General features: G+C 54.1%; 12 protein-coding genes. 5 read left to right on the top strand and 7 right to left on the bottom strand.

Annotated features, from left to right (window positions below; translation table 11 throughout):
* The first annotated feature begins 12 nt into the window (after positions 1-12).
* The 5 genes from rpoN (at position 13) to npr (ending at position 3505) form a co-directional block, all read left to right on the top strand.
* Complete coding sequence (rpoN, locus tag F3J26_RS17020) at positions 13-1446, top strand: RNA polymerase factor sigma-54 (protein ID WP_008454831.1); 1434 nt, start codon at positions 13-15, stop codon at positions 1444-1446.
* Between the two features lie 22 nt (positions 1447-1468).
* A complete protein-coding gene (gene hpf, locus F3J26_RS17015) occupies positions 1469-1756 on the top strand; it encodes a ribosome hibernation promoting factor (RefSeq protein ID WP_008454833.1) in 288 nt (95 codons plus the stop codon).
* Positions 1757-1837: 81 nt separating this feature from the next.
* Positions 1838-2335, top strand: coding sequence for a PTS IIA-like nitrogen regulatory protein PtsN (gene ptsN / locus F3J26_RS17010; RefSeq protein ID WP_008454834.1), 498 nt, complete (start codon positions 1838-1840; stop codon positions 2333-2335).
* 46 nt (positions 2336-2381) lie between these two features.
* A complete protein-coding gene (rapZ, locus tag F3J26_RS17005) occupies positions 2382-3236 on the top strand; it encodes an RNase adapter RapZ (protein ID WP_008454836.1) in 855 nt (284 codons plus the stop codon).
* A complete protein-coding gene (gene npr / locus F3J26_RS17000) occupies positions 3233-3505 on the top strand; it encodes a PTS phosphocarrier protein NPr (RefSeq protein ID WP_008454837.1) in 273 nt (90 codons plus the stop codon). The genes rapZ and npr overlap by 4 nt, the downstream gene beginning before the upstream one ends.
* Positions 3506-3520: 15 nt before the next feature.
* Here npr and F3J26_RS16995 read toward each other — a convergent pair whose 3' ends face one another.
* The 7 genes from F3J26_RS16995 to mnmL form a co-directional block, all read right to left on the bottom strand.
* A complete protein-coding gene (locus F3J26_RS16995) occupies positions 3521-4657 on the bottom strand; it encodes a glycerate kinase (RefSeq protein WP_166995012.1) in 1137 nt (378 codons plus the stop codon).
* A gap of 10 nt (positions 4658-4667) precedes the next feature.
* A complete protein-coding gene (locus tag F3J26_RS16990) occupies positions 4668-5936 on the bottom strand; it encodes a GntT/GntP/DsdX family permease (RefSeq protein WP_166995010.1) in 1269 nt (422 codons plus the stop codon).
* Between the two features lie 138 nt (positions 5937-6074).
* Positions 6075-7202: a sugar diacid recognition domain-containing protein gene (locus F3J26_RS16985; RefSeq protein ID WP_166995008.1), complete on the bottom strand. Its 1128-nt coding sequence runs from the start codon at positions 7200-7202 to the stop codon at positions 6075-6077.
* Between the two features lie 46 nt (positions 7203-7248).
* Positions 7249-7977, bottom strand: a complete 729-nt coding sequence (mtgA, locus tag F3J26_RS16980) for a monofunctional biosynthetic peptidoglycan transglycosylase (protein ID WP_166995006.1) — start codon at positions 7975-7977, stop codon at positions 7249-7251.
* The gene (gene elbB, locus F3J26_RS16975; RefSeq protein WP_166995004.1) at positions 7974-8627 is read right to left on the bottom strand and encodes an isoprenoid biosynthesis glyoxalase ElbB; all 654 of its coding nucleotides are present in this window, start codon (positions 8625-8627) and stop codon (positions 7974-7976) included. Before elbB ends, mtgA begins: the two co-directional genes overlap by 4 nt.
* Positions 8628-8858: 231 nt before the next feature.
* The gene (gene arcB, locus F3J26_RS16970; RefSeq protein ID WP_008454851.1) at positions 8859-11201 is read right to left on the bottom strand and encodes an aerobic respiration two-component sensor histidine kinase ArcB; all 2343 of its coding nucleotides are present in this window, start codon (positions 11199-11201) and stop codon (positions 8859-8861) included.
* A 61-nt stretch (positions 11202-11262) separates the two neighbouring features.
* Entirely contained in the window at positions 11263-12195 is a 933-nt protein-coding gene (gene mnmL, locus F3J26_RS16965) for a tRNA modification radical SAM protein MnmL/YtqA (RefSeq protein WP_166995002.1), read from the bottom strand.
* Between the last annotated feature and the right edge of the window lie 595 nt (positions 12196-12790).

The following is a 12790-nucleotide window of genomic DNA, read 5'->3' as shown; positions in this document are numbered from 1 at the left end:
TTTGCTCTGAACATGAAGCAAGGTTTGCAATTACGGCTTAGCCAACAACTTGCTATGACGCCCCAGCTGCAGCAGGCCATCCGTCTGCTTCAGCTCTCAACGTTAGAGCTTCAGCAAGAACTCCAGCAGGCACTGGACAGTAATCCATTGCTTGAGCAAACCGACCTGCATGATGAGATCGATACTCAGGAAGTGCCTGAGAGCGAAGCAATGGACACCCGTGAAGCCCTCGAGCAGAAAGAGATGCCCGATGAGCTGCCGCTGGATGCCAGTTGGGATGAAATTTACACCGCTGGAACGCCTTCAGGTACGGGAACTGACTATCTGGACGACGAGCTGCCTGTCTACCAGGGCGAGACCACCCAGTCCCTGCAGGACTACCTGATGTGGCAGGTCGATTTGACGCCATTTTCCGATACGGACGCCGCTATCGCGACGTCTATTGTCGATGCAGTGGATGAAACCGGGTATCTCACCGTGCCGCTGGAAGACATTCTGGAAAGTCTGGGCCACGACGATGTAAGCCTTGACGAAGTGGAAGCCGTCCTCAAACGCATCCAACGTTTTGATCCCGTCGGCGTCGCAGCACGAGACTTACGCGATTGCCTGTTAATTCAGCTTTCTCAGTACGCCAAAGAGACCCCATGGCTGGCGGAAGCCCGGCTTATTGTTAGCGATCATTTAGATCTGCTGGCAAATCACGACTTCCGGACGTTGATGCGGGTCACGCGTATCAAAGAGGACGCGCTTAAAGAGGCCATGTGCCTGATTCAGTCCCTCGATCCTCGCCCCGGCCAGTCGATCCAAACGGGTGAACCTGAGTACGTTATTCCTGATGTACTGGTGCGTAAGCACCTGACGCGCTGGGTTGTAGAGCTTAACGCAGACAGCATCCCGCGCCTCAAAATCAATCAGCAATACGCAGCCATGAGCGGCAACACGCGCAATGACAGCGACTCGCAGTTCATCCGCAGCAACCTGCAGGAAGCGAAATGGTTGATTAAAAGCCTGGAAAGCCGCAATGATACGTTATTGCGCGTGAGCCGATGCATTGTCGAACAGCAGCAGGCCTTCTTTGAGCACGGTGAAGAGCATATGAAACCGATGGTGCTGGCCGATATTGCTCAGGCAGTGGACATGCACGAGTCGACAATTTCGAGGGTGACCACTCAGAAATATTTGCATAGCCCACGCGGCATCTTTGAATTGAAATATTTCTTCTCCAGCCACGTCAATACCGAAGGCGGCGGTGAAGCCTCCTCCACGGCAATTCGGGCGCTGGTGAAGAAGTTAATTGCTGCGGAAAACCCCGCCAAACCGCTGAGCGACAGTAAGTTAACCTCAATACTGTCGGATCAAGGTATTATGGTGGCGCGCCGCACAGTTGCGAAGTACCGAGAGTCTTTATCCATTCCACCGTCAAACCAGCGTAAACAGCTGGTGTGACTTTACCGATAAGGAAGACACTATGCAGCTCAACATTACGGGACAAAACGTCGAGATCACTGAAGCACTGCGTGAATTTCTGAACTCGAAGTTTGCCAAACTGGAGCAGTACTTCGAAAGAATCAACCAGGTCTATATTGTATTAAAGGTGGAAAAAGTCACCCATACAGCGGATGCTACGCTGCATGTGAACGGTGGAGAACTGCATGCCAGTGCCGAAGGCCAGGACATGTATGCGGCGATTGACGGCCTGATTGATAAACTGGCCCGACAGTTAACGAAACACAAAGATAAACTAAAACAACACTGATAATCCGGGCATCCGATGTGCATATGGCCGGCCCGCTGCTTAAGTCGCGGGCCGTTTGCACAAAAGTGCTTAGGTGAACTTATGATGAACAACGATTCCGCTCTACAACTGAGCAATGTCCTTAACCAGGAATGTACTCGCAGTGGCGTCCACTGCCAGAGTAAAAAACGTGCGCTGGAAATCATCAGCGAACTGGCAGCCAAACAGCTTGGCCTTCCACCGCAGGTCGTTTTCGAAGCCGTACTGACCCGTGAGCGTATGGGCAGTACCGGCATTGGCAACGGTATCGCTATTCCCCACGGCAAGCTGGAGGAAGATACGCTTCGCGCCGTCGGCGTCTTTATTCAACTGGAAACGCCAATCGCTTTTGATGCCATCGACAATCAACCGGTTGACCTGTTATTTGCGTTACTGGTACCTGCTGACCAGACAAAAACCCACCTGCACACGCTTTCCCTGGTGGCCAAGCGTCTGGCGGATAAAACCATTTGTCGCAGGCTGCGCTCAGCCGGCAGTGACGAAGAGCTTTACCAGATAATTACTGAAACAGAAGTCGATCACGACAGCGAAAATGAATAATCGGCGCGTTTGATGTCTCAGACAGATAAATCGGGAGAATGATTACATGGTGCTGATGATTGTCAGCGGCCGCTCAGGTTCAGGGAAGTCTGTAGCCTTGCGCGCACTGGAAGATATGGGATTCTATTGCGTGGATAACCTGCCGGTTGTCCTGTTGCCAGAGCTGGCAAAAACGCTTGCCGATCGGCAAATCTCTGCTGCCGTCAGCATAGACGTGCGCAACATGCCGGAGTCGCCGGAAATCTTCGAGCACGCAATGGACAGCCTGCCGGACGCTTTTTCTCCGCAGCTGCTGTTCCTTGATGCCGATCGTAATACGCTAATCCGCCGCTACAGTGACACGCGCCGCCTTCATCCGCTTTCCAGCAAAAATCTCTCTCTGGAAAGTGCGATTGACGAAGAAAGCGATCTCCTCGAACCACTAAAATCCCGCGCGGACCTGATCATCGACACCTCCGAAATGTCGGTACACGAATTGGCGGAGATGCTGCGTACTCGTCTGTTGGGAAAACGTGAACGCGAACTCACCATGGTGTTCGAGTCTTTTGGCTTTAAGCACGGCATACCGATTGACGCCGATTATGTGTTCGACGTGCGTTTTCTTCCTAACCCGCACTGGGATCCAAAACTGCGTCCAATGACCGGCCTCGATCGCCCTGTCGCCGCCTTCCTCGACAGGCACACAGAAGTACACAATTTTATCTACCAGACCCGCAGCTATCTTGAGTTATGGTTACCGATGCTTGAAACCAACAACCGTAGCTACCTGACCGTGGCGATTGGCTGTACCGGCGGTAAACACCGTTCGGTTTATATTGCAGAGCAGCTGGCTGACTACTTCCGCTCACGCGGGAAGAACGTCCAGTCCCGTCACCGCACGCTGGAAAAACGTAAAACATGAGCGTAAAGCAGACCGTTGAAATCACCAACAAGCTGGGCATGCACGCGCGCCCGGCGATGAAACTGTTTGAGCTGGTACAAAGTTTTGACGCAGAAGTGATGCTGAGAAACGAAGCGGGCACCGAAGCTGAAGCCAGCAGCGTGATTGCCCTCCTGATGCTGGACTCCGCCAAAGGAGGCCACATAGAAATAGAAGTCACAGGCCCGGAAGAAGAGCAAGCCCTGGCGGCCGTGATTGCTCTGTTCAATGCCGGATTTGACGAAGACTAACCGCCGTGCGCGGATCTAACCGCGCCCTATTTTCCATACTGCGGCAACGTTACGCGCTGTCACGCAAATATTCTCGCCCGCCTTTTCCAACGCCTCCGCCAGCGTCTGAACCCGATTAAGCACCGAAAATACAGCGTCGAGCCCGTGCTGATGGACTACGCCGTAATCAGTCGTCATACCGCCAGCCAGCGCGATAACCGGCACCTGAAAACGCTTCGCCACTCTCGCCACGCCTATCGGCGTTTTGCCATAAATGGTCTGGCTGTCTATACGCCCTTCTCCGGTGATAACCAGGTCCGCCCCCTGAACAGCCTCGGCAAGCCGCAAAGCTTCGGTGACAATTTCCACACCGGGCTGCAGGCGGGCATGAAGCAAACCAAACAAAGACGCCCCCATGCCCCCTGCCGCCCCGGCACCTGCTACGGCAATCACATCCTTACCGCTGATGTGCTCCAGCTGTTCGCCATAATGCCTGAGTGCAGTATCAAGCTGCATAACCTGCTCGGGCGTAGCGCCTTTCTGCGGCCCAAAGACCGCTGACGCACCGCGCTCACCGCACAGCGGATTATCGACATCACAGGCCACCAGAATGTCGCACTGTGCCAGGCGGGCATCCAGTTGGCTAACATCAATCTCTGCAAGCTCAGCCAGGGCAGCACCGCCTGCGCAAAGCACATTACCCTGTGCATCACGAAGCCTGACGCCCAGCGCCTGCATCATGCCGGCCCCGCCGTCGTTGGTCGCACTGCCACCGATACCAATAATGATTTTACGTGCGCCGCGATCCAGCGCCGCCAGAATAAGCTCCCCGGTGCCAAAAGTGCCGGTCAGCAGCGGATTTCGTTTTTCGGGCGGCACCAGATGCAGCCCTGAAGCGGCCGCCATTTCAATGATGGCTGTTTCGCTATCGCCCGTGATGCCAAAGAAAGCCTCAACAGGCAGCCCCAGCGGGCCGGTCACCGTTACAGGGATAATTTGCCCGTGCGTCGCGGCAACCATCGATTCAACGGTCCCTTCTCCTCCGTCGGCCATCGGCAGCTTGATATACTCTGCGTTCGGGTAAATCTCGCGAAAACCTTGCTCAATGGCCTCGGCGACCTGCATCGCGCTCAGGCTCTCTTTGAAAGAATCGGGGGCAATAACAATTTTCATGGCAACCTCATTAACCCGCTAAATTAAACACACCAAACATCAGGGTTGAAACAAAAGCGATGGCCAAACCAACGGCTGTTTCGTAGGGAAGCAGTTTTAAGCGTTCATGAACCTGCATATTCACGCTGCCCCCGGTGGCATGGAAAAAGCTGCCGTGCGGCATATGGTCAAGCACCGTCGCCCCGGCATGGATCATTGCCGCCCCGGCGAGTGCAGAAATTCCCATATCGACAAGCGTTGAGCTAAACACCGCAGAAGCCACCGCCGTTCCTGCCGTTGTTGATGCGGTAGCCATGGACATCAGCGCCCCGGAAAAAGGTGCCAGAAGGTAGGACGGCATACCGGAGGCCGTTAAACCGTTAATCAGCACATCCTTCAAGCCGGAGTTGGCGATGATCCCGGCCAGCGTTCCGGTCCCCAGCAGCATAATCGCCACCGGAGACATACGCGCCAGCCCCGACACCATAAAATGATTTGTCTGCCGCCACTGCCCCATCACTATAGCCCCAATCAGGCCGCCTATCGGCAACGCAACCAGCGGATCAATCGCAATGCCGGCAATCGGGCGAAGTGCAAGCAGGCAAATAGCCACCAGCGGCGCCGCTATTGCCGCGCCAAACGCAGGCAAGGCCTTTTCTTTTTCCCCGGCAATCAACTCACTGCTGGCAACTTTAGAGCCCCGATGCTGCAACCGCTTCGCCAGAAAATAGGCGAGCGCCAGCCCAAACAGACCCGGTACAACGCCCGCCATCATTAAGTCGGTGAGTGGAACGTGGAAAGCGTCAGCCGCCGCAATCGTATTAGGATTGGGCGACATTACATTGCCGGCCTTCCCGCCGCCAATCATCGCCAGCAGTATAGCCATTTTCGAAATATCGGCCCGGTGGGCAATCGCCAGGGCAATAGGAGAGACCGTGATAACGGCAACATCAATAAATACGCCGACGGCGGTCAGCAACATGGTCGCCACTGCCAAAGCGAACAGCGCCCTTTTCTCACCCACCTTACGGACAATGGTTTCGGCAATTGTGTTGGCTGCCCCGGACTCAATCAGCACGCCCGCCAGTATGCCTGCCCCGAGAATGCGCAGTACCGCATTGGTAATCCCCTGCGCCCCGGTAATCATAAGCGAAAGCGTCTGCACTAAATCAGCGCCGCCAACTAACCCGCCAGCCAGAGCGCCAGCAATCATGCCGTAGGCCGGAGGAACCTTGCGTAAAATTAGGACAATAGAAACAACCAGCGCCACCAGGGCGCCCAGAGCCGAAACCGTGGTCATGAATCACTCCTGTTTTGATTTTTTTAGGGAGATCGAAAGGTACGGCGGGACATTACCCTGAGCGGGCTGCAAATAGCTTGAGAGAAAACACCAGAAAATGGGCGGTGAAAGAAACGTTTTCTTGTAGATTACTACAAATCAGTCGCTGAGCTGCATACCAATAAACAGCTGAAGAGTCGAATCTAACTTATTAATATCTAAAGCCGTTATCGACTCTATTTTACTTAGCCGATAGCGCAATGTATTGACGTGAATATGCAGCAATTTTGTCGTTTGAGACAGATCACAATTCTGTTCAAAATAGCAGCGCAGCGTGCGGCGAAGCACGCCTTTCGGATCGGCTTCACAAAGCGTTTTCCATGCTCGCCCCATTTCCTCGGCCTGCCAGCTGCCGGAAAGTCCGTTGAGCAACACAGGCAATAAAAAATCCTGATAGTACAAAATCGACCGGCCAATTTTTTGCCGTGAAGCCATCTCATGCAGCGCCACGGCGCTAAGCCAGGATCGTCGTAACGCGTCGTCGCCGTCGAAGCATCCCCCAACTGACAGGGTGACTTCAAAATGCGCCAGCAGCTGAGAATGAAGTTTGCGCAGCGTTTTTTTCAGCAATGCCTGCCACTCCTCAGGCCGGCCACCGCCAAGGGGTAGTAGCATTGCGATTTGTTCAAAACCGAATGGCGTGACTAATGCCTGGTTGTCGTAGCCGCCAAGCCGCTCGAGCAGCTCCCGCTGACGCAAAACATCTCGAGAGGGAAAATGAATCATCAGCGCAAACCGTGGCAATTCAAGGTCTACGCCAAGGCCGCTGGCCATAGGGCGCAGTTCCGCCAGACTTTGCTGGCCTGAAATAATCTGCGCGGCGAGCTGCTCCCGGTAGCGCTTTTCCCACTGATTTTGCTCAAGCATTTCCGCCTGCTCAAGGATCAGCTCGGCCGCCATTTTGACCAGTTCGGCATAAGCCTGCACTTTCTCTGGCTCACCAGAAATCCCCACCACGCCAACGATTTTCTGGCGAAAGACGATGGGCAAATTAATACCGGGTTTAACCCCTTTCAGCCGCCGGGCAGAAGCCTCATCAATAATCACGGTCCGGTTTTCCGTCAGCGCCAGGACAGCACCTTCATGGCGCTGATACAGACGGCGTGGATCGCCAGAGGCAATAATCACCCCCTGCTCGCTCATCACATTCACCGAGTGATCGATGATGTTCATGGTGCGCTGGACAATTTGCCGGGCGGTATCTTCTTTCAGGCAAGAGGTCATCATAGCGTTTACCTTGTCGTGGAGAGCGCGCGAGTGCGTTGGATGCGGCTTATTTTAAATTGTGCTGCTCAAGGAATGACTCTCCGCCCAGCTGGCGCATCTGTCGCAAAATCCACTGCTGGCGCTGGCGAATATAGCCTGAAGGCGCATTAGCCTTAAAACGAATTGGGTTAGGCAGGACGGCGGCGAGCAGCGCTGCTTCGGCAGGTGTCAGGCGGCTAGCTGGCTTGTTGAAGTAACGACGGGAGGCTTCTTCCACGCCGAAAACACCTTCACCAAATTCGGCGATATTGAGATACACCGTCAGAATACGTCGCTTGCTCCACGCGGTTTCGAGCCCCACCGTGAGGCCGGCTTCCAGCCCTTTACGTAGCCAGCTCCGTCCATCCCACAGGAACAAATTTTTTGCGGTTTGCTGGGAAAGCGTCGACGCGCCTCGTACCCTATTTTCGTTGCGTTCATTATGGGCCAGCGCCTTTTCGATGGCATCAGTATCAAAGCCCCAGTGCTCGGGAAATTTTTGATCTTCAGAGGCGATCACTGCCAGCCCCATCCACGGCGAAATATCATCCATGGAAACCCAGTCAGAATGGGCAACGTAACCGAAGTTACCGCTGAACCACGCGCTGAACTGCCGCTCCACCATCACTGCGGAAAACGGCACCGGGAGGAAGCGGAAGGTCATGATGCCCATGAACCAAATCGCCAAAACCGCCAGAACCGCTTTTAACAGCCAGCGTTTAACCCACTGCCACGGCGCGAAACGCCCTTTACTCATGCGCTAAGTTCCAGCACGCGGGCAACCAACTTGTCGATCCCGGCAGCGGCCTCAGCGATATTTTGCGCGAGCATGTAAGCAGGAGTGGTGACAACCTTCTGTTCTTCGTCCACCACGATATCATCCACCGGGCAAGGGATGTGTTCTGCCCCCATGGCTTCCAGTAACTCTGCGGTATCGATGTCGGTGCCGATGGTCAGACGCACAGGCATATCCAGAATCTTTGGCAGCATCGCCGGGGCAATACACATAAAACCGAGCGGCTTGCCCTGTTCGTGGCATTCCCGTGCAACGCGACGGAGATCGGCATCAACCTCACAATCTGCCCCCTTTGAAGCAAAAGTGCTTAGATTTTTCGCCGCGCCAAAACCGCCGGGCACAATCAATGCGTCAAGGTTTTCAGACAAAGCTTCATGCAACGGCTGAATATTGCCACGAGTAATACGCGCAGCCTCCACCAGCACGTCGCGAGTTTCTGCTGCAGCTTCGCCGGTTAAATGATCGATCACGTCAGACTGAGGTTTATCCGGCGCGAAGCAAACGGCTTCCGCACCAGCGCGAGAAATGGCCAACAGCGTTAATACGGCCTCATGAATCTCACTGCCGTCATAAACCCCACAGCCGCTCAGCACTACGCCTATTTTTTTCATCCGTCAGTTCCTTTTCGTTCCGGGTGAATCAGTATCAGCCACGTTAATTTGATCGCTATGCTTCACATATTTTACTGATTCACGTAACAAATATTTTAAGGTTTGCTATCTTATATGGCTGACAGCCCGCGAATTGCTGGTTGTGCCGTTCAATAATTCAACGCTAAAAAAGGCGCAACCCTGTTTTCCCTGGTGTTGGCGCAGTATTCGCGCACCCCGGCCTGGCCGGGGTCATTTTTTTCCAGCTTCCGCAACCCACGCTTTTAATACGCTAACGTCATGTTGCCACTCTTGTTTCAGCTCTTCGATCCATTCACCGACATTATCAGACCACGCAGGCAAGTCCGGGGACTGAATTTGCTGGGCAACCTGCTGTAAATGCCGCAAACCAACGGAGCCTGCCGCACCTTTAATTTTATGCCCCTCTTCCACCACGCCTTTGTTATCCCGCGCGGTCATATTGGAATCGAGCACCTCTAAATAACCCGGCATCATTTTTTCAAACATCGCCAGGCCATCGGTAATGAGTTTTGGGCCCACCAGCTCGATATATTGTTCGAGCATCGGAATATCGAGTAATGCTTGCTGTTTTTCACTATCGACTTTTGTCACCACAGGCTCCTTATCCGTTATCTGCTTATCCCAGAATTTTTGGATCATCGACATCAAGGCCGGCACGGCGAGCGGCTTACTCAGCACGTCATCCATCCCGGCCTCAAGATACTCAGTCTTGTTTTTCAGCACGTTGGCCGTGAGCGCCACCAGCGGCGGCAGTTCCTCTTTGCTAAAGCGTTTATTCAGCTCGCGAGAAATATCAAGCCCGGTCATATCCGGCAACTGGATATCCAGCAGCACAAGGTCATATTCGCCCGGTATAAACATCTCCAGCGCATCTTTCCCAGTCATTGCTACGTCAACGCTATTGCCAAGCTTCTCGAGTACAGAACGCGCCACGATGACGTTAAGCTCAATATCCTCCACCAGCAGCACATGCAGGGCTGGCAGCGGCATATCGTCATCTTCCAGCGTGTCTTCCACTTCCTCAGCCACGCTCGGCGCCTGAACGGTCAGCGTGAACAGCGAACCTTCACCCGGCTTGCTGGTCACGGTAATATCCCCGCCCATGCTTTTTGCCAGACGGCGAGAAACCGCCAGCCCAATCCCCGTTCCTGTCGCGGGCTTGCCGCCGTGACTGTCTTTAACCTGATAGTACATAGCAAAGATTTTGTCCTGCTCGTCCACCGGAATGCCAATCCCGGAGTCCTGAACCTCAAAGCGCAGGCAGCTCTCTTCTTCGTAACGAACGCGTACCGTGACTAATCCCCCCTTCGGCGTGAACTTCACGGCATTGCTGATCAGGTTCCAGAGGATCTGGCGCAGACGCGTCCCGTCCGTCACCACCTTGTGCGGCAGCGGCAGCGCTGGGTCCATCACAAATGACAGCCCTTTCTGCTGAGCCTGCAGGCCTGAGAGGTTTTCCAGATCGGCAAGGAAGCTGGTGAAATCCACCGGCTGGTTATCGAGCTGCACTTTGCGGCGCTCGAGCTTATCCATATCAATGATATCGTTGAAAATATTTCCCAGCGTGATGGCCGACACGTGGATCGTTTTCAGGTAATGGGTCTGCTCGGCGGTGAGATCGGTGTCCAGCAGAATACGGCTCAGGCCGACAATGCCATTCAGCGGCGTACGCAGCTCGTGGCTGATGGTGGAGATAAAGGTGGTCTTGTCCCGGCTCGCACGCTCCAGCGCGTCCTGATAGCGTTTACGCTCGGTAATATCGCGGCCAAAGCCCATCAGCCCGTGGCGTTTACCGACGCGGTCGTAATAAGGCACTTTACGAATTTCAAAGCAGGCTTTGCGGCCATCCGGGTAATCCAGCCACTGCTCATAGGTCAGAGAGACATTATGACGAAACACTTTTTCGTCTGTTTCCAGCACTTTCTCAGCGGCTTCGGCAGAGTACACATCCTGCGGCTTGAGATGGATAAGCTGTTTCTCGCTCTTGCCGGTCAGCAGCTCCATCGCCCGGTTGCAGCCTGAAAACTCCCGGTCTTCGTTGCGGTAGAAGACCAGATCGGGCGAAGCATCAAGGAAAGAGCGCAGGAAAGAGGATTGTTGCTCAAGCCGGATTTGCGTCTCTTCACGCTCCTGCATCTCAACTTTGAGCTGCTCCAGCATGGTCTGGCGCTCGGCCTCCGCTTTGACACGGTCGGCGATTTCCTGGTTTAGCTGGGCGATATTGTCCTTAAGCTGCACGTTCAGAATGAGGTCTCGCTCGCGCATCTCCTCCAGCTTTTCCACCAGCTTCGACAGCCGCTGCCTGGACTCCTCAAGCTGTTCTACCACAACCGACAGGAAGTAAACCGCCCAGGGCGTAATCAATAAACCAAAGAAGATAGAGCGGACAACGTCGATACTTTCAACCTGGCCGCTCAGCAGCATGGTGACGGCCATTTGCACCACCATCGCCAGCACGACCAGCGCCGAGGCCAGCAGCAGGGAGAAGCGCACCAGCCCCAGCTTCACCATAAGATCAACGTAATACTGCGCCAATAACCGAATTTGCTTCATGGAACGATTCCTTCGCCTTGGATGCGCTAAATATACCGCAAAAAGGAACCGGGCTCAGGATTTACGAAAGAACTGAGAGATCCCACGGCGTACCCAGCGCTGACCCCTGCGCCCCGTGCGTTTGCAAATACCTGTCGATATCCACCATCGCGGCCCAGCGGTTCTCACACCATAAAGGCGCAAGCAAGGTTGGGCGCCGGGCATTAGCCGAAATACGATGGAACACGACATCAAGCGGTGTATGGCGAATCATTTCTCCCGCGGTGACGACATACTCATCCAGCGCGATCCCCTCAAGGCGACCAGCCCGCCAGCTTTTGGCCATTACGCTGCCGTCAACAATATGCAAAGGATGCAGCTTCAGGCCGTCCACACCGGTTTCAACCACTTTCTCCAGCGTGTCCATACATTGCTGCTGGCCTTCACCCGGTAAACCGACAATAAGATGGCTGCAAACTTTTAAACCTCTCGCTCGGGCCCGGCGGGTAGTTTCCTGATAACAGGCAAAATCGTGCCCCCGGTTGATACGGTGCAGCGTTTTGTCATTCGCCGTCTGTAACCCCAGCTCCAGCCATACCTCATAGCCCTGTGCATGATAATCGCTTAGCAAATCCAGCACGCTGTCGGGCACGCAGTCAGGCCGGGTACCGACGCACAGCCCCACGATGCTGGTCTGGCTCACCGCCTGCTGGTACATCGACCGCAACACCTGCACTTCAGCCCAGGTGCTGGTATAGGCCTGGAAATAGGCCAGATAACGCTGAGCGCGGTTCACCCGGCTGGCCTGGTGTGCGAGCTGCTCAGCGATGGAATTGTGCTGCTGCGCTTCGTCAGCGAAAGAGGCCACGTTGCAAAAAGTACAGCCGCCTCGCCCGATAGTCCCATCGCGATTGGGGCAACTGAAACCACCATGCAGCGTGAGTTTATGGACTTTTTGCCCATAGCGACGAGAGAGATCGCCGCCAAACATATTGACTAATTTCTGTAACTGCATAATCTGAGGGGCCGTCCCGAAAAAGGGACCTAGCCTGCCATTTTCTTCTCGCACCGGCGATGACCTGGATCAATCGCTTTGGCGCAGCCTTATCCATTGCATATAAACTCAAAATAAGTGCAACTCTATTCACATAGCACTTGATTACTTTTCCTTATGACGCCGCCCTTTATTTAAAGAATATGACGAACGGTGAAAAACAGTGTCATGCTGCACTCCGCGGGGGTTAAGCAGCATATCATGCTGGCAATATCATTCATGCCAGCATGGTCTGGAGTTTCACGGCCATTCGGATAGTGAGGACGATCACATAACACTCGGCGTTCACCGTCGTCCCCCCACAGCCAAAAAGGCAAAAAAAACCATTAAATTCATTTAATTAAGCCACTCTTAGTACGATTCCGTATAAATAAGAATGCCATTTGACCTGTGTGCTCTTTCCCGATAAGTTGGAAATCCGCTGGAAGCTTTCTGGATGGGTTCTGTGCCCATCATATTTATGCAGTAATTGAGATTCCCTCTAAAGCAAGTCCTCAACACTTGTGACACCGGATGCGTTGGACATTAAGAGGGCGACACGCGAGGCAAGCGTATG

This window comes from Enterobacter sp. Ap-867 (assembly GCF_011752855.1).
In the GTDB taxonomy this organism is placed as follows: domain Bacteria; phylum Pseudomonadota; class Gammaproteobacteria; order Enterobacterales; family Enterobacteriaceae; genus Cedecea.
This window is presented reverse-complemented; position numbering and strand designations above follow the sequence as displayed.